Genomic DNA, 16,694 nt, shown 5'->3' with positions numbered 1-16,694 from the left:
CGCTCTTTTTAAATTCATTTCGAAACTCAGTCACGAACAAATTCAACAGTACCATTCTCTAAAGATTTAACGCGTGCTAAAGATTCAACACGGTAACCCTTATCAAGTAACAATTGGCGGCCAGGCTGGAAAGATTTTTCAATCACAATACCAATACCCACAACTTCAGCTTTTGCCTGATGAATTAAATCAGCAAGACCTAAAGCAGCTTGACCATTTGCCAAGAAGTCATCAATCACTAACGCCTTATCGCTAGAGTTAATGTGCTTGTTTGAAATCGCAATGGTACTTTCAATTTGTTTGGTGAAAGAGAAAACTTTAGAGCGATATAAATCATCTTTTAAAGTTAAAGATTGATATTTACGTGCAAAGATCACAGGCACGCCAAGTTCTAAACCTGCCATTACTGCTGGAGCAATACCAGAAGCTTCGATGGTGATAATCTTCGTGATACCTGCATCTTTAAAACGAGCAGCAAATTCTTTACCAATTTGCTGCATCAATACAGGGTCAATTTGATGATTCAAGAAAGCATCAACTTTCAGAACTTGATCAGATAGAACGATACCTTCACTTAAGATTTTCTGTTCTAGTGCGTGCACGGGAGAATTCCTCTAAGGGCAGATGCTTTTTCAAGCAAAAGCGTATTTTAAAAAGGCTCTCAAAAAATGCAAGCGAAATTGATCAAATCGATTAATTCATTGAGCCTTTATAGCCTGTTAACAACAAACCATACGATGTTTTGCCATCTTGGTGAGAAACTTTCACTGGAACATAGTCAAGTTTAGGTGCTAACCAGAAAATCGTATCGCGGTTTGGTTTGTCATGTTTCATCACCACTTTAATGGTGTCAAACGTACCGTAAGAGGTTTTAACTTTTTCAGTGCCTTGTTTTACAAAGCGACGTGATTCAACTTCTTTGGCATCGGCAATTGCATAACTTGATTTTAAGCCTGAAGCTTTTAAGTCTTCACGAAGTTGCAATTCAGCATTTAGCTCATCCAGAACACCAGATTTCCAAGCAAAAGAACGTGCTTTGTCATCTTTCTTGGTGTTAATGGTTTTAGCATTTGGATTAAATTTAATGCTCATGGTGTTGTTGTGCACCAAAATTTTGCTGCTTCGGCTAAAGTTGTTTGAAATGATATTGTTACCATTTAAGCTAAAATGACTGGTTTCCGTTGCAGAAGCAATAGCACCTGCTTTGGCAGCAAAAACATAAGTCCAGTTATTCCCCGACTTACTTAAAGTACGCGTTGCCGAGCCCATATTTTTGCCATTATAGCTAAATTGATAACTTGCCTGGAATGGACTCATGGCAAATGCTTGGCTTGAGAAACCAGCAAACAACAGTGTAGTGCTTACACCAGATGCTAACGCGATTGTTTTCAATACATTGTGAGCCATAAGTAAAGTGTTCCTATGAAGTTTGAATAAAGTGCATTTTTTTGCTTGATTGCTATTATGCGCTTTGATTATGAAGATAAAATTCGAAATTTTGTCTAATCTGTATCTTTATGTAGTTTTTTTCCAGTTAAAAATACAGATTTTAATCATGAAAAAAAATTCAGCTTATTTTTGTTTAAGCGGACTGACTTCAGTTTCAGCAAGATCTGCTATATCCCAATCATCCACCGGTTCTTCGGACATTTTTCTAAATAGCGCAGTCAGATTCACATTGCCCATAACCACCAGTTCAGCTTCACGTAAAACCGCATGGTTGACATGGACTTTGGCTAAAGTGTCGATGATGGAACGCTTTTTACCCAGCCAGCGGTTGAGGTCTAAATGCAGTAAATCATCTTTGACCTTAATGACATTGAGCTTTTCCAGAATCATGCCCAAAGGATCTTGATTTAAGACTTTTTGGTAGAAAAATAAAGCAAATTTTACAGCAAGCTTTTGAAATATATTTTTGTATTTTGCTTCAATCACTTCGGTGTCACTGATTTGTTCAAACACAATAAGCTGGGTGTCTTTATTCAGCTCCATCTGCACCAGTTTTAAATCGACTGAAAGGGTGATGTATAAACCTTTGACATCCATCGTTGCATATAAGCGTAGCCAGTCATCATGCAGATCGGCATGTAAATCTTTCAACATAGAGACATTGTCAGTCACAAAACGCTGGAACGTTGCATTCAGAAAAACTTGAGATAATGGAAATTCACGCTCATCTTCAATAAATCCCTCGGCTTTTTGGTACACTTGACGTATACGTTTCGAGATATTGGATATTAGCGTTTGCATATGGGGCATCCTAGCAAGTGAATCTTCTTAGGCTTCGAGAGATGATGGATTTTGTCGAAAAGTATTAAAAATACAAGTATTCAATCTTGCAGTTTAGCAAAATTAATTGCACCATTTTCATGATTTTAATTGTCTACAGTTCGCTTGTTGATTGAATTCTCGTTTTTTATTCAAAAATGAAGACTGTGTTTATTTTATACTGCTTTATGCAGTTTGGGGACCAGACATTTTGTCGGTTTAATGTGATGCTTAAGAAAATCAGTTTTGCACCTTTAATGTATGTATGGTGGAAAGATCCTATTTTCACAAGCGCAGTTATTTTGGCTGCCATTCTACATTTAATGATTTTGACACTGCAATTTGCAATGCCGGAAGAAAGTGATGCAGCAGTGAAAGAAATTGCGGTGACTTTACGCCCGAGTAAAGATAAAGTTGAAAATGCCGATTTTCTTGCGCAGGCAGATCAGCAAGGCTCTGGAACCTTCCGCGAAGCACATCGCATGTCGAGTGATATGCCAGCACCGATGCTTGAACAAAGTGCAGGTGAGCAACAACAAGAAAGTTTAGACCGATTACAGCAAAAGCGTGAATTAAGCTTTGAAGAAAAAGTCTTAATGACGACTTTAAGCTGGAAAAAGGAAGCTGAACAGAATCAGCGTAAAAAGGCCATGGAAGCGCTGAATAGTCAGTTCCAAGCTAAAGCCGCGATGGTGGCAAGTTTGGAAGCGCAATATTTACAACGTCAGCAAAATTTTAGCCGTCAGCAAAAGATTAAAACTGTAGATGGTATTCAAGCCAAGCAGGATATTTCAGCCGCTTATTTAGAAAAATTCCGTCAAAAAGTTGAATTTTACGGTAACCGTTATTATCCCGATGCTGCAAAAGTGCAACGCTTGGCAGGAGAAGTTCGTTTAATGGTGATTTTGAATAGAAATGGCGGGATTCGTGCCATTCGCCTGATTGATAGTTCCGGTCATGCTTTATTGGATGAAGCCGCAAAAACCTCGGTGCGTAAAGCGGCACCCTTTGGTGGTTTTGATCAAAGCATGAAAGATATTTCAGAACTGCGTATTGTCAGAACCTGGCGTTTTGATCCGGCTGAAGCAGAGTTTGAAGTGCGTTAATCATCTAATAAGACTCCCTCTCCCTATGGGATGAGGAATATTGTTCCGCAAGGGGGGTGAGGGAGAATAAGTAAAATAGAGTTCTCTTTTGAAGAGGAATGAGAAGATTAATAATTTATAAATGAATTTTGTTCTAATTAATTGTCATTTAGCATTTAAGTCCGTATAACTTTTCTGAATTTCACAAATTTCAACACTAAAACTTTTATACCATTTTTCTTTGCCTAAACGCTGCGCAACTTGATGTTCTGCATCTTTATGCCAAGTTTGAATATCTTCTAAAGAGTTCCAATATGACAGTGCAATCTCAAAGTCATTTTCGGTGATCGCTTCAAATTTTTGGCAATTGAATTGTGTAAGTGCTTTTTCACGTAAAAGTTGGGCTGTTCTAGAATATTCATCATCTAAAACATTTATTTTTGCTTTAAAAATTACAATGTATTTCATTCTGTATTATTTTTTATTTTATTGAGGTTGCTCTTTTATAAGGGAGACGATGTTTCTTTTGCAAGCAAAGAATAGTCAATCTGGTTTAAAAAGGTATGAAAAAATAGGGGTTTTCTATGTTTCTATAAGAATATTGGTAGAAATCGTATGGAAATAAATCCTCTCCCTAATCCTCTTCTTTAAAAAGGAGAGAGAATATAAGGCATTAAAAAAGCGAGCCTAAGCCCGCTTTTTTATTGAATGGGTTTTAGTCTTGCTCTGTATAAGGATTATCAAATCCCAACTTTGCCAAAATTTTAATTTCCAAAGCTTCCATTTCTTCAGCATCTGCTTCTGAAGTTTCATGGTCATAGCCCATTAAGTGCAATACACCATGAACCAGCATATGGGTGAAATGCTCAATTGGAGTTTTGCTTTGATCAATGGCTTCTTGCAAAACCACAGGAATGCAAATCACCAAATCACCCATCGGCCATGCATTAAGCATGGGTAAAATTTCTTCTGGAATATCACTGGGGAAAGACAACACATTGGTCGGTTTGTCTTTTTGGCGATATTCCAAATTCAATTTATGACTTTCGTCATTATCAACACAGGCAATCCCGATTTCGCAATCTTGATCGACATCGATATAACGAAGTGCTGTTTCAATCACTTTCTTGATATAAGCACGTTTCAGCACAAGCTCTGGAGCTTGAAAGTCTTGTTGGAGCGAGAGACTAAGTTTCAAAATGAATCCTTAAATGATCTTAGTCTTGGGCATCGGCAGCCGCATTATTTTCAGCAATCAAGGCTTCCTGACGCGCTTTGCGTTCTGCACGTGCTTCAGCACTAAGACGGTGTTGTTCACTGTCCCATCCTTCATACGCTTCGACAATTTTTTGTACCAGCTGATGACGAACCACGTCACGAGAATGGAAACGAGTGATATGAATTTCAGCAATTGGCTCAAGTACACGTAAACAATGCGCTAGACCAGATTGGTGACCACGCGGTAAATCGACCTGCGTAATGTCACCGGTAATCACCGCGCGTGAACCAAAACCTAAACGGGTCAGAAACATTTTCATCTGTTCAGGTGTGGTGTTTTGCGCTTCATCTAAAATCACGAAAGAATGATTGAGGGTACGACCACGCATATAGGCGAGGGGCGCAACTTCAATCACTTGACGTTCAATCAGTTTGGCAACTTTTTCAAAGCCCAGCATTTCATACAGGGCATCGTAAAGCGGGCGCAAATATGGATCGATTTTCTGGCTTAAATCACCCGGTAAAAAGCCGAGTTTTTCACCGGCTTCTACCGCAGGACGAACCAGCAGAATACGCTGAATTTCATTGCGTTCCAGCATGTCGACTGCCGCTGCCACAGCAAGGTAAGTTTTACCTGTACCGGCAGGACCAATACCAAATGAAATATCACTTTGTAAAATACGTTGTACATAGCGTTTTTGATTCGCGCCACGCGGATTAATGCGACCTTTACGGGTTTGTAACCAGACATCATCCAGACCGGTATGTTCCTGATCTGGATCAATCTGTAATTCACGATCCGTCTGACTACCTTGAATCATCAGATGCAAGGTGTCAGCACTAATTTGCTGGGTAATTTCAGTTTCTTCATACAGACGCATCAAGAGGGTTTCGGCTCTCTCTACTGCATCGAGTTCCCCATCGATGAAAAATACATCACCTCGATGGGAAATTTGGACATCTAAACGTTGTTCGATTTGTTTCAAGTGACCGTTATAAGCACCAAGCATGCCTTTTAAACGCTCCATTGAAACACCAGGAAAATTTACTGTACGTCGAATCGCTGCAGTCAAGAGAATTCCTTATAAAATGATCTTACTGATCACCTTACATTACGCCACGTCAGGCTCAAGATTCAATAGCTCACCGTAAACAAAATTCAAAGTTTTAATTTCGGTAATCTCAATCTCTGCAAAACGCCCAACCCAAGCCGGATCACCAATGAAGGATACATAACGGGTGTTATCGGCAGTACCCACCAACAGGTTTGGATCCTTGTCGGAAACTTTTTCAATAAGAACACGTTGAATTGTTCCAAGCATGGCATCTGTTTTATCAATGCTTGAACGCTTGATCCATTTTTGTACTTTGCCAAGACGTTCTTTTTTCACATCTTCAGGAGTACTGTCTGGCAATTCAGATGCTGGCGTACCCGGACGTTTTGAATAGATAAAGCTATATGAATGGTCGAAATCCAAATCTTTGATGAATTGATAGGTTTCTTCAAAATGTTTATCAGTTTCACCCGGGAAGCCAATAATAAAGTCTGAAGATAAATGCATATCAGGGCGGACTGCACGTAAATTTTTAATCTTCTCGATATAGACATCGATGGTGTGGTTACGTTTCATCGCTTTCAATACATCGTTTGAACCACTTTGTACCGGCAAATGCAGATGTGAAACCATTTGTGGTAAATCACGGTAGCATTGAATCAAGTCATCATTAAATTCAAGCGGATGTGAAGTGGTATAACGCAAACGACCAATCCCCGGGATTTCAGCGACTAAACGCAGTAAATCGGCGAAAGTACAGATATTGCCTTCAAACGTTTCACCACGGTAGCCATTGACGTTTTGACCGAGTAGCGAAATTTCACGCACGCCTTTTTCAGCCAAACCTGCAATTTCAGCAAGTACGTCATCTAAAGGACGTGAAACTTCCTCACCACGGGTATAAGGCACCACGCAGAAAGAACAGTATTTTGAACAGCCTTCCATAATCGAAACAAAAGCTTTGTAACCTTCAACGCGCGGCTCAGGTAAAAAGTCAAATTTTTCGATGTCTGGGAAAGAAATATCCACCAGCTTGATTTTATCTTTCTTTGGTTTTTCAATTTGATCGCTATGCTGATCCAGCATTTGTGGCAAACGGTGCAAGGTTTGTGGACCAAAAACCATATCGACATAGGGTGCACGTTTTTGAATGTTGTCACCTTCTTGCGAAGCTACACAACCGCCAACACCAATCACCAGGTCAGGATTTTTTTCTTTCAGTTTGCGCCAGCGACCGAGTTCAGAGAACACTTTTTCTTGGGCTTTTTCACGAATCGAACAGGTATTCATTAGCAGAATATCGGCTTCTTTCGGATCAGTCGTTAACACATAACCGTGTGAGTCGCCCAACAGGTCTGCCATACGATGACTGTCATACTCATTCATCTGACACCCTTGCGTTTCGATATACAGTTTTTTCACTGATCCGTCGGCTGGGGTGTGCTGTGGCTGGGTAACAGTGTTTTCTGAAGCAGCTTGGGCACTATTTGGAATGAAGGTTTGAACCGTCATGTAGGCTCCTAAAGGATAAATTGAAGAAATCACAATTTTAGATTTCCCATATTTTGGGTAGGGCTAGCAGTTTTCCTCTTTTTATTTCAATCGTTAATTGAAAATTATTCAAGAAGAGTCTGCTGGCTTAATCTTTTGAAATTGTGATTTGAATAGAAGAAAGGCGCATATTTTAGCAGGAATAGCGGCTAAACTTATAGATATAAATAAACCGACAATAAGATTGATTTATGGAGTAAAAATGATTGAAAATTAATATTGTCTAATCATAAGGTTACATAACAGAACAGTAGAGTAGTTTAATAATAATTAAACTACTTAAAAATGATTAGGTGCGACCAAGGCAACACTAAATGACAGAAGGTAAGCATATGTTTAATCGGGTAATCAATAAAAAATATTATAAAATGCTTGCTTTAAGTTTGGCATCAACGGGTTTCGTTTCTGTTACCCATGCAGCAGATGAACAATTTAATGCTGCTTTACAAGCTGCTAATGCAGGAAATACTGGATTATTACAACAATACCAAGCCTCTATGCAAAATGATGTGCTGGGTTATTACCCTGAATATTGGTCACTGAACGCGAATTTATCTGCACAACCTTCCAGTAATATTGTTAATTTCGCACAGCGCTATCCGCAATCCGCTATGGCCGAAAAATTGGCAGCAGATTATGTCGAAGAAAAAGTAAAACAAGCCGATTTTGCAACCGCCCAACCGGTTTTGCAGTATGTCACCAATCCGGATCAGGCCGAAAGTTGTGCAGTGGCACAAGTTCGAGCAAAGTCGGGCGATCCGCTGGTTTTTGCTGAATATAAAGATGTTTGGCTCACCACCAATTCACAACCTGAATCATGTACCGGTTTGGGACGCATGATGCTTTCCAGTCCACTCATGACCGAGCAGGATAGACAGCAACGTCTATGGGGACAGCTTCGCGCAGGTCAATCCGGTCAGGCTTTGGCTACAGCACAGACTTTAGGCATGAGTTTGTCGCTCGCGCAACTCAATCAAATTCAAGCCAATCCTCTAAATTACTTATGGTCTGCGCCTAAGGCATCAACTGCTGATCATGCCTATTTAGTTTTTGCGATGGGGCGTTTAGCAGACAGTGATTTGAATACTGCAATATCTTCAGTGCAAAACGCTGCGCAAGGCACACCGCTACAAGTGCAAAAAGCGTTATATCGTGCTGTGGGTTATATTGGCGGCACCACGGTGATGAAAAACAACTTCAATCGTGAAGTGCTGAATTATCTGGATGCCAGTTATGGGTTGCCATTCAGTTCAGAAGAAGCGGAAATTTATGCTCGCCAAGCCATTCGTTTTAGTAGTTGGGAAAGTTTAATTCGTGCCATTGATGCAATGAGCGTGACGCAAAAACAAGAAGATCGTTGGCAATATTGGCTGGCACGTGCATCAGAGCAGCGCGGAGATGCAAGCTCTAAACGAACTGCACAGGAAATCTTTAAAAAATTGGCACAAGGTGATGATTATCATAACTTATTGGCCAAAGATAAACTGGGGCAAAGTTACAACAATATTCCGAATAATGTTCAACCCTCCAATAGTGATGTGCAGCGCTTAAGCCAGGATATTCATTTTAGCCGTGCTTTTGCGTTACGCCGTGTCAATGCACCCGATAATTATATTAATCGCGAATGGAACTGGGCGGTACGTCAGGCCTATTTAAAACAGGATGATGGCTTACTGCTTGCCGCAGCGAAACGTGCTACGGATATGGGTTGGTATGACCGAGCAATCTATGCTGCCGATCGCACTGAAAATAAACATAATTACTCATATCGTTATGCCATGCCACATCAGAATTATGTGGTGAGCCATAGTCGTAATGCAGGTATCGATCCTGCATGGGCGTATGGACTGATGCGCCAAGAAAGTCGTTTTAATACCAGTGCGCGTTCACATGTGGGCGCAGGTGGTCTGATGCAGATTATGCCGGATACCGCAAAACTGGTGGCACGTCAGATGGGCGAAACCTACAACCCGGCTGCACTATCTGATATGAATACCAATATTCGTTATGGCACTTTCTATTTATCCATGATTCAGAGCCAATTGAGCAGTAGTCCTGTTCTGGCCACAGCAGGTTATAACGCAGGGCCAAACCGGGCACGTCGTTGGCAACCCGATTCGCAGTCTATTGCCGCGGATCAATATACCGAAACCATTCCACTCACGGAAACACGTGATTATGTAAAACATGTGATGACCAATGCGACTCATTATGGGGTGTTGCTTGGACAAGGTGCACAATCTATTGAAAAAAGAATGAATATCATTCCATTGAGAATAAATCCTTAAATTTTAATTTTGTTGATGGGGTTTGGGTTATTAATGATTTTTTTTGACTACACGCCAGTTTTAGCCAGGTTGGCACTGTTCGTCATGAGCGGTGCAGGACTGGGGCTGTCTTCATCTCATATTTTTGCAGCGCCAGTGCAAGGGTATGTGATGGTGGTACAAATGACGCCTGCGGTGTGTATGTTGGATAATCAAAAATCAAAAAAACGAAAATGTTTAGAAGGCTATGCTCTTAATATTTCAGGTTTATTGCCCGAAACTTCAGAACCCGAGTGTAAAACGGCAGCTTCAGCAGCCTTATCACCCTTACAAGCGAAAGTGGTGGCACGCGTTATGCCGGATGAAGGTGCGCGAGTTCAACTCTGGCAGGCGATTGGTGGTTGTGTGCCAATGAATGCAAGTCAATATTTTCGTACTGTAATTAATTATGCAGAACGTCTAAAAATACCGACTGAACTCACCAGTCCCGAAAATCGGACCATGCATGTGACCAACCTTCGCTTACAGTTTTTACGTTTAAATCCAGCTATGCCCGTGAGTGCGATTAAGTTTAATTGTGCGTCTGTGAATGGAACGCCCATTTTGACAGAGGTCAAACTTTGTTATAAACCTAATGGGCAGTACAAACAGTGTTCAACAACAGTTGAAACGAATTGTCCGAATTCCTTCACCATAAAAGGTTCTTACTAAGTTTTTTGCCATATTTTATTTGTATTTCCTATCAGACTTTTGTTGAAGTTCTATCTCTTTTGCATGCATCAGTCCAATGATTGGAGTACAATCTTGGGCGTTTATGATTATTAGATTAAATGGACTAACTATTTAATCGCATTGACTATCCTCAATTGGAGATAATTAGATGAAGCAAGCCGTTCGTGTTGCCGTTACTGGTGCTGCAGGTCAAATTGGTTATAGCTTACTATTCCGTATCGCAAGCGGCGAGATGCTAGGTAAAGATCAACCGGTTATTTTACAATTGTTAGAAGTTCCTTTTGAGAAAGCTCAACAAGCGCTTAAAGGCGTGATGATGGAACTTCAAGACTGCGCATTTCCTCTTTTAGAAGACATGATCGGTACTGATGATCCAAAAGTTGCATTCAAAGATGCTGACTACGCTCTTTTAGTTGGTTCACGTCCACGTGGTCCTGGTATGGAACGTGCTGACTTGTTGAAAGTGAACGGTGAAATCTTCATCGGTCAAGGTCAAGCACTAAACGAAGTTGCTAGCCGTGACGTTAAAGTACTTGTTGTAGGTAACCCTGCAAACACGAATGCTTACATCGCTATGAAATCTGCTCCAGATCTTCCAGCGAAAAACTTCACTGCAATGTTACGTCTTGACCACAACCGTGCTGCATCTCAAATTGCTGCTAAAACTGGTAAAGCGGTTAAAGACATCAAAAACCTTACAGTTTGGGGTAACCACTCTCCAACAATGTATGCTGACTACCGTTTTGCAACAATCAACGGTGAAAGCGTTAAAGACATGATCAATGACCAAGAATGGAATGCTAACGTATTCCTTCCTACTGTTGGTAAACGTGGTGCTGCGATCATCGAAGCACGTGGTTTGTCTTCTGCTGCTTCTGCTGCTAACGCTGCAATCGACCATATGCGCGATTGGGCTCTTGGCACAAACGGCGAATGGGTAACGATGGGTATTCCTTCTGACGGTTCTTATGGTATTCCTGAAGGCGTGATGTTCGGTTTCCCTGTAACGACTGAAAATGGCGAATACAAAATCGTTCAAGGTCTTGAAATCGACGAATTCAGCCGTGAACGTATCAACTTCACGTTGAACGAACTTGAAGAAGAGCGCGCAGCAATTGCTGACATGCTTAAATAATTTAATCTTCTAGATTAAGTTAAAAAAGCACTCCATTTGGGGTGCTTTTTTTATGCTTGAAATTTCCTGTTGAACAAAAAATAACAAGCTGTGATGCAGTAACAACTGAATTTTTAGGCATTTCAGTCTAATTTAAAGGCTAATAATAATGGCTTAAGGAGAATGACATGTTTGATCAGCAACCCACATTAGAACTCTTGTTTGAACAATTGGGTCTCGATGCGAGCCAAGAAGCAATCGATCAGTTTATAGAAACACATCAATTGACGATGGATGTGGCTTTGCATCACGCTCCATTCTGGACGCCAGCACAGCATGATTTTCTGATCAGTCATTGGAAAAAAGATGATGAATGGGCAATGGTGGTGGATATCTTAAATGAGCAATTACATACTGAATATCAGCCAAATAAATAAGATAAATTTTTAATCACAAATTGAAACAACATAATTAAAGTGATGACTATTATTTTTCTGATATTTCTTATAAGTTAATTGAATAATAAATGACAATTTAACGAATAAGGAGTTTGCAAAGATGATGAGTAATAAACCATCCTTAGAATTATTGTTTTCGCAGTTGGGATTGGCTAATAGCCCTGCAGCCATTGAGCTTTTTATACGTACCCATCAATTACCTGCAAATCAAAATTTGCACGATGCACCTTTCTGGAATAAGTCTCAGCGTGAATTTCTGATTCGTTATTTGGTCGAAGATGCGGATGAGTGGGTCATCTGGATTGATGAGCTTAATCAGCAACTGCATCTGAATGCCAATAAATTACAAATGGCTTAAAGTTAGAATAAATTTTTTAAAGAGCATGTACATATAAAAAACTCTCCATTTAGGAGAGTTTTTTATTTTCTGCAATTAGTGCAATTTGCTTTGCAGCAGTTTCACAAACCAGATTTCTTTACGTACTACCTTAAACGAAGGATGCTGTTGTAATAGTTCTAAATCAAAGTCTACAGATTTACTGTATTTAGTTAACCAATGTCGAGTTAAAGCAATTTGATTTTTAGAAACCGATGCATAGGCAAGGAAAAAATAGATATCACTATGTTCATGTTGCGATAGGGGTTTTAAAATCTGCTGGGTAATTAAAGCAAAACGCTCTTCCTTGGTGATTTCGAAATAAAGCATATAGGCCTTAGCCAGATGTAAAGACAGATTCAAATACGTACGCATCGGCATTTCTTCATATTCAATCCGTGCCTGTTCTAACAGAACCACGGCTTCTTGTAGAAAATGAATCTGTTCTTGACGTAAATTGCTTATAACCACCAGTTGTAAACGCAAATCAGCACGTTCTAAGGCGAGATCAGGCGTATTGTTTTCCAAATACAATTGATCCGTCTCACCGATACGCTCGATAATTTTTTTTGTATTTTCAAACATTAGCCAATACCTCATTGATGAATAATCAGTATATAGGGGTAAAACCAGGAATTTAAAGGCAAATGCAGCATCCTGCTTTTATAATAAACAATTAGAACAAGACATTACCACTACGTAACCATGCGGTAATCGACAAGCGTTGATGCTTGGCTTTAATCACTTCATGCAATAAATCGCTTTGGAACATCGCAATACGATTCGGTTTGGGTTGAATGGTATGCCATTGTCCATTTTTATCCTCTAGATGCAATTCTCCGCCCCAGCCATCTTGCCAATCTTCATGTAAATAATAAACCGTAGAAATAATACGACCATTTTTCCCCTGTGGATTGTCGCGATGCAAAGCGTAATATTCTCCCGCGTTATAGCAGGCAAAATGTGCTTCGACTTCTTTTATGCCTAAATAAAAAATTTGATTTAATAATTGAGAGATTTCTTTAAGGGTTTCAATGTGATGTTGTGCAATTTCTAGTTCGTCGCTAATCCATAGAATATGATCACTGCGGATTTTGCTGATCACGCCACTTTGAATGGCTGCATCGCGAAAACGGTTTAAATTGGAAGTGCATTCTTCAGCTAAAGCAAGTACATAGTCTTGAGGGTAGGTATTGTCAATGATTGTAAAACCCTGTTGATCTAAATCTTCAACAATTTGATCAACATTCCATGACTTTGGGAGGTGAATTGCATCCATACACAGATACTCAAATACAATCTGGAGAAAGGTGGCGTATTCTAGAGCAAGATATCCTTCGGAATGAAACATTTTTTCATGCTAAAATGTCCGTTGATTATAGGAATTAAAGAAACATGAATTACCGTCACCATTTCCATGCAGGCAACTTTGCCGATGTTATGAAGCATGTGTTATTGCTCCAACTTTTAACACGTTTAAATGCCAAAGATAAACCATATCGTTATATCGATACGCATGGTGGTGCAGGTAAATATGATTTATCTACAGCTGCTGCACAAAAATCGGGTGAGTTTTTAAACGGTATTCATCGTTTAGTAAAGCTTGATGATTCAATTATCCGTAATGCCCCTGAAGGTGTGAAGCAATATCTTAAAATCGTTGAAGATATGCGTGCCGGTTCAGGCAAGGGTGCTTATCCAGGTTCACCTTGGTTTGCACTAGAAGGGATGCGCGATATTGATAAAGCGACAATTTTCGAAATGCAAAAAGAAGTTTTTCAAGAATTGTATTTCAATATTCGTGATCGCCGTGCAGGTCTGCATCAACGTGATGCTTATGAAGGTTTGTTAGGGGTTATCCCACCGAAAGAAAAACGCGGTTTGGTGATGATCGATCCTCCTTACGAATTAGAACGTAAAGATTTCCCTCAATTGGTAGAATTGTTGGCGACTGCACATAAAAAATGGCCTACAGGTTGTTTTGCAGTTTGGTATCCAATTAAAGACCGCGCCATGATTGATCGTTTTGAAAAGAAAATGATGAAAACCGGTATTCGCCGTCAATTGGTGTGTGAAATTTGTGTATGGCCAGACGATACCCCAGTGGGCTTGAATGGTTGTGGTTTGCTTGTGATTAATCCACCGTGGAAATTCTCACAGGATGCTGATGAAGCACTACAATGGTTGTTCCCGCATTTACGCATGAGTGAAAATGGTGGGCATGCCGCTGTACGCTGGTTAGTTGGCGAATAAGATATACCTTTAAGAGAGATACGGTTACAGTTAGGATCGACAAGAATGACAAGTATAAATAAACCTGAAAGTGAATCTTCTACACGTGATGAACATGGTTTTGATGGCATCACTTTTGAAGTGGAAGAAGAAGAGCAAACCCATGAGGGACAAAAGGTGAAACGTCGTGGCATCTATCTGTGGCCGAATCTGATCACGACAGCAGCATTGCTGTCGGGGTTTTACTCTATCATTGCCAGTATGAATGGTGATTTCACCCAAGCGATTTACGCTATTTTTCTTGCAGCGTTGTTAGATGGTTTAGATGGTCGGGTTGCTCGCGCGATTGGCGCACAAAGTGCTTTTGGTGAACAATATGACTCTTTGTCCGACTTGTTAGCGTTTGGTGTGGCACCGGCTATTCTAATGTACAGCTGGAGCTTGCATGATTTAGGTCGTATCGGTCTGGCATGTTGTTTTGTTTATACCGCATGTGCCGCATTCCGCTTAGCCCGCTTTAATGTACAAATTGGTGTGGTCGATAAACGCTACTTTATTGGTGTCGCAAGTCCGTTGGCCGCCATTTTGATTATCACCCTGGTCTGGGTGGGACGTGATTTCCCTGCAATTTTTGATTTGCGTGAAGTCGGTATTCAAATCATCAATGCCGTACTCATTGTGGCAGTCGGCTTGTTGATGATCTCGAATATTAAATATTATTCATTTAAAACATTTGATCGTAAACGCGTGCCTTTTGCGGTGTTACCTATCGCTGTATTTATCTTTGCCGCGATTACTTATAATATTCCAGTAGGTATTTTAGTCATTTCTATTATCTACGCACTCTCTGGTTTCGTAACGACATTTATGGCCAGAAAAAACACCCCGATATAAAAATGAGACATCTATACTGAAAATAAAAAGGAGCATGATATGCAGTTGTTTCAAGATTTATTTGATCAGTCTAAACAACTCAATCAGGCTCCATCTCAGGCGCAGTTGGCTTATCATGCGCAAAAAGGGCGATATAAAATTATTCATCAAGGCTTGATGATTCCGAATTTGCCTGCGCCATTACATTACTTAAACTTTCTGAGTGTGATTGGTCAGCCCAATGTCCCCATGCTTCGCAATGAAAGTGCAATTCATTCCACTGCTTTAGATACAGCGACTACTATTGCCAGTGTCAGTCCACATATGAGGGGACAATTAAATTCCTATTCTGTTGAAAAAGAATGCCAGTTTAAAAAAGAATATTTCAAATTTGCAGATCGGGAATTAATTTCAGGAAGTTTTCCGCATTTTCGGATTCAGCGTGAAGATAAAGAGCTAAGTTTTGATTTATCGGTGACCACCAGTAATATTATTTCTTATTTTACCAAGTTACGTATGGGCTTGGCAGATCACTGGTCCGCATTATGTCAATGTGAAGGTCAGATTATCTATAAAGGGCAGAAATTTGAAATTCAGCAAATGGGCTGTTTCGAATATGCACGTTCGATTAACTTTTCCTATTTGCCACTCGCATTTTTTACTTATCAAATTATTAATCTGGAAAATAATCGTCAGCTGTTGTTAGCGCAAATTCGTGACCCTTTTAATAGCATTGTGCAATCACGTTTGTATTTACGCGATGCCAAGACGGGCGTGGCACAAATGTTCGACCATAATGTGCGTTTTAAAGTCCATCGTGTTTATCCGAAGGTAAAAACGCCGAATGGACAATACATGTATTTGCCGCGTGAATTTGAATGGGGCTATGAAGGAAAAGATGGCACCTGTATTTCAGTTCAGGCACAAAGTCGCGGAGATTTTAAATTTGGTTTGGCTGCTGGCTATGTAGGTAGCTTTAAATATCAAATCAAAATTAATCATCATGAAGAAATGGGCGAAAGTGGCTACTGCGAATATATCGATTGTCGTTCATTGAACTGGCAGGAAAAAGATAAAGAAGAAAAAATGCGTGATGAATTGGTCAATACAGTACCTTTTGCGTGCAAAAAATAAGAAAAACCCTTTATTCTGTAGAATAAATAAACAGTCGCAGCATTATTTCTAAAATAAAGCGGAAAAGGGGTTGCGCCTGGCCTGAAATACTGTAGAATGCACATCCATCGGCGGTGATGTTGATTAAAACTTGTTGAGAAACAAGGATTTAGCCTAAAAGGTTTGAATCTGAAAGTCTTGAGGAAGTTGAAAATTAATCAATAAAACCTGTTGACTTTCTTTCAATAGAGAGTAATATAGCCGACCTAGCTTGCTGCTGACGAAGTAGCAAGAAGATCATTAAGAGATTATGAAGAACAACTTGTGTGGATTTTTACCGGTTGATCGATCG

At 40.0% G+C, this 16,694-nt stretch carries 18 protein-coding genes; 9 read left to right on the top strand and 9 right to left on the bottom strand.

Features of this window, described 5'->3' with window-relative positions; genetic code table 11:
- Positions 1-26 precede the first annotated feature (26 nt).
- The 3 genes from B9T23_RS14875 to B9T23_RS14865 form a co-directional block, all read right to left on the bottom strand.
- Complete coding sequence (locus B9T23_RS14875) at positions 27-602, bottom strand: xanthine phosphoribosyltransferase (protein ID WP_067723750.1); 576 nt, start codon at positions 600-602, stop codon at positions 27-29.
- Positions 603-693: 91 nt separating this feature from the next.
- Complete coding sequence (locus B9T23_RS14870; RefSeq protein WP_067723749.1) at positions 694-1,407, bottom strand: DUF3108 domain-containing protein; 714 nt, start codon at positions 1,405-1,407, stop codon at positions 694-696.
- A gap of 165 nt (positions 1,408-1,572) precedes the next feature.
- Positions 1,573-2,250, bottom strand: coding sequence for a hypothetical protein (locus B9T23_RS14865; protein WP_067723748.1), 678 nt, complete (start codon positions 2,248-2,250; stop codon positions 1,573-1,575).
- A gap of 245 nt (positions 2,251-2,495) precedes the next feature.
- Here B9T23_RS14865 and B9T23_RS14860 point away from each other — a divergent pair, with 245 nt between their 5' ends.
- On the top strand, positions 2,496-3,374 hold the full coding sequence (locus B9T23_RS14860; protein WP_086194642.1) for an energy transducer TonB: 879 nt from the start codon (positions 2,496-2,498) through the stop codon (positions 3,372-3,374).
- A 144-nt stretch (positions 3,375-3,518) separates the two neighbouring features.
- Here the strand turns inward: B9T23_RS14860 and B9T23_RS14855 are convergent, their stop codons facing one another.
- From B9T23_RS14855 to miaB, 4 genes are all read right to left on the bottom strand, one after another.
- Entirely contained in the window at positions 3,519-3,821 is a 303-nt protein-coding gene (locus B9T23_RS14855; RefSeq protein WP_067723746.1) for an antibiotic biosynthesis monooxygenase family protein, read from the bottom strand.
- A 247-nt stretch (positions 3,822-4,068) separates the two neighbouring features.
- Positions 4,069-4,551, bottom strand: coding sequence for an rRNA maturation RNase YbeY (gene ybeY, locus B9T23_RS14850; RefSeq protein WP_067723745.1), 483 nt, complete (start codon positions 4,549-4,551; stop codon positions 4,069-4,071).
- A gap of 19 nt (positions 4,552-4,570) precedes the next feature.
- Positions 4,571-5,644: a PhoH family protein gene (locus B9T23_RS14845; protein ID WP_086194641.1), complete on the bottom strand. Its 1,074-nt coding sequence runs from the start codon at positions 5,642-5,644 to the stop codon at positions 4,571-4,573.
- 39 nt (positions 5,645-5,683) lie between these two features.
- A complete protein-coding gene (gene miaB, locus B9T23_RS14840) occupies positions 5,684-7,138 on the bottom strand; it encodes a tRNA (N6-isopentenyl adenosine(37)-C2)-methylthiotransferase MiaB (protein WP_086194640.1) in 1,455 nt (484 codons plus the stop codon).
- A gap of 407 nt (positions 7,139-7,545) precedes the next feature.
- Between miaB and B9T23_RS14835 the strand changes: the two genes are divergently transcribed.
- The 5 genes from B9T23_RS14835 (at position 7,546) to B9T23_RS14815 (ending at position 12,106) form a co-directional block, all read left to right on the top strand.
- On the top strand, positions 7,546-9,465 hold the full coding sequence (locus B9T23_RS14835) for a lytic transglycosylase domain-containing protein (RefSeq protein WP_407640433.1): 1,920 nt from the start codon (positions 7,546-7,548) through the stop codon (positions 9,463-9,465).
- A gap of 33 nt (positions 9,466-9,498) precedes the next feature.
- The gene (locus B9T23_RS14830; protein WP_086194638.1) at positions 9,499-10,155 is read left to right on the top strand and encodes a ribonuclease T2 family protein; all 657 of its coding nucleotides are present in this window, start codon (positions 9,499-9,501) and stop codon (positions 10,153-10,155) included.
- A 169-nt stretch (positions 10,156-10,324) separates the two neighbouring features.
- Entirely contained in the window at positions 10,325-11,311 is a 987-nt protein-coding gene (locus B9T23_RS14825; protein ID WP_067723740.1) for a malate dehydrogenase, read from the top strand.
- Between the two features lie 167 nt (positions 11,312-11,478).
- The gene (locus B9T23_RS14820) at positions 11,479-11,727 is read left to right on the top strand and encodes a DUF2789 family protein (protein WP_086194637.1); all 249 of its coding nucleotides are present in this window, start codon (positions 11,479-11,481) and stop codon (positions 11,725-11,727) included.
- Between the two features lie 124 nt (positions 11,728-11,851).
- The gene (locus B9T23_RS14815; protein WP_067723795.1) at positions 11,852-12,106 is read left to right on the top strand and encodes a DUF2789 family protein; all 255 of its coding nucleotides are present in this window, start codon (positions 11,852-11,854) and stop codon (positions 12,104-12,106) included.
- A gap of 75 nt (positions 12,107-12,181) precedes the next feature.
- Here the strand turns inward: B9T23_RS14815 and B9T23_RS14810 are convergent, their stop codons facing one another.
- Complete coding sequence (locus B9T23_RS14810) at positions 12,182-12,709, bottom strand: hypothetical protein (protein ID WP_086194636.1); 528 nt, start codon at positions 12,707-12,709, stop codon at positions 12,182-12,184.
- A 91-nt stretch (positions 12,710-12,800) separates the two neighbouring features.
- Positions 12,801-13,403: a 2OG-Fe(II) oxygenase gene (locus tag B9T23_RS14805; protein ID WP_086194635.1), complete on the bottom strand. Its 603-nt coding sequence runs from the start codon at positions 13,401-13,403 to the stop codon at positions 12,801-12,803.
- Between the two features lie 116 nt (positions 13,404-13,519).
- Here B9T23_RS14805 and B9T23_RS14800 point away from each other — a divergent pair, with 116 nt between their 5' ends.
- The 3 genes from B9T23_RS14800 to B9T23_RS14790 are packed head-to-tail and all read left to right on the top strand — an operon-like array spanning position 13,520 to position 16,363.
- On the top strand, positions 13,520-14,377 hold the full coding sequence (locus tag B9T23_RS14800) for a 23S rRNA (adenine(2030)-N(6))-methyltransferase RlmJ (RefSeq protein ID WP_067723736.1): 858 nt from the start codon (positions 13,520-13,522) through the stop codon (positions 14,375-14,377).
- Between the two features lie 45 nt (positions 14,378-14,422).
- A complete protein-coding gene (pssA, locus tag B9T23_RS14795) occupies positions 14,423-15,250 on the top strand; it encodes a CDP-diacylglycerol--serine O-phosphatidyltransferase (RefSeq protein WP_067723735.1) in 828 nt (275 codons plus the stop codon).
- 39 nt (positions 15,251-15,289) lie between these two features.
- A complete protein-coding gene (locus tag B9T23_RS14790) occupies positions 15,290-16,363 on the top strand; it encodes a DUF6670 family protein (protein ID WP_086194634.1) in 1,074 nt (357 codons plus the stop codon).
- Positions 16,364-16,694: the final 331 nt, after the last annotated feature.

Source organism: Acinetobacter terrae (assembly GCF_002135195.1).
Taxonomy (GTDB): Bacteria; Pseudomonadota; Gammaproteobacteria; order Pseudomonadales; family Moraxellaceae; genus Acinetobacter; species Acinetobacter terrae.
The sequence above is the reverse complement of the archived record's forward strand: the minus strand, read 5'-3'. Positions and strand labels throughout refer to the sequence as shown.

What these genes read in the sequence shown, in the direction of transcription:
- B9T23_RS14870 (WP_067723749.1), bottom strand. Translation starts at nt 1,407, where the DNA reads ATGGCTCACAATGTATTGAAAACAATCGCGTTAGCATCTGGTGTAAGC.
- B9T23_RS14865 (WP_067723748.1), bottom strand. Translation starts at nt 2,250, where the DNA reads ATGCAAACGCTAATATCCAATATCTCGAAACGTATACGTCAAGTGTAC.
- B9T23_RS14860 (WP_086194642.1), top strand. Translation starts at nt 2,496, where the DNA reads ATGCTTAAGAAAATCAGTTTTGCACCTTTAATGTATGTATGGTGGAAA.
- B9T23_RS14855 (WP_067723746.1), bottom strand. Translation starts at nt 3,821, where the DNA reads ATGAAATACATTGTAATTTTTAAAGCAAAAATAAATGTTTTAGATGAT.
- miaB (WP_086194640.1), bottom strand. Translation starts at nt 7,138, where the DNA reads ATGACGGTTCAAACCTTCATTCCAAATAGTGCCCAAGCTGCTTCAGAA.
- B9T23_RS14835 (WP_407640433.1), top strand. Translation starts at nt 7,546, where the DNA reads ATGCTTGCTTTAAGTTTGGCATCAACGGGTTTCGTTTCTGTTACCCAT.
- B9T23_RS14830 (WP_086194638.1), top strand. Translation starts at nt 9,499, where the DNA reads ATGATTTTTTTTGACTACACGCCAGTTTTAGCCAGGTTGGCACTGTTC.
- B9T23_RS14825 (WP_067723740.1), top strand. Translation starts at nt 10,325, where the DNA reads ATGAAGCAAGCCGTTCGTGTTGCCGTTACTGGTGCTGCAGGTCAAATT.
- B9T23_RS14820 (WP_086194637.1), top strand. Translation starts at nt 11,479, where the DNA reads ATGTTTGATCAGCAACCCACATTAGAACTCTTGTTTGAACAATTGGGT.
- B9T23_RS14815 (WP_067723795.1), top strand. Translation starts at nt 11,852, where the DNA reads ATGAGTAATAAACCATCCTTAGAATTATTGTTTTCGCAGTTGGGATTG.
- B9T23_RS14810 (WP_086194636.1), bottom strand. Translation starts at nt 12,709, where the DNA reads ATGTTTGAAAATACAAAAAAAATTATCGAGCGTATCGGTGAGACGGAT.
- B9T23_RS14805 (WP_086194635.1), bottom strand. Translation starts at nt 13,403, where the DNA reads ATGGATGCAATTCACCTCCCAAAGTCATGGAATGTTGATCAAATTGTT.
- B9T23_RS14800 (WP_067723736.1), top strand. Translation starts at nt 13,520, where the DNA reads ATGAATTACCGTCACCATTTCCATGCAGGCAACTTTGCCGATGTTATG.
- pssA (WP_067723735.1), top strand. Translation starts at nt 14,423, where the DNA reads ATGACAAGTATAAATAAACCTGAAAGTGAATCTTCTACACGTGATGAA.
- B9T23_RS14790 (WP_086194634.1), top strand. Translation starts at nt 15,290, where the DNA reads ATGCAGTTGTTTCAAGATTTATTTGATCAGTCTAAACAACTCAATCAG.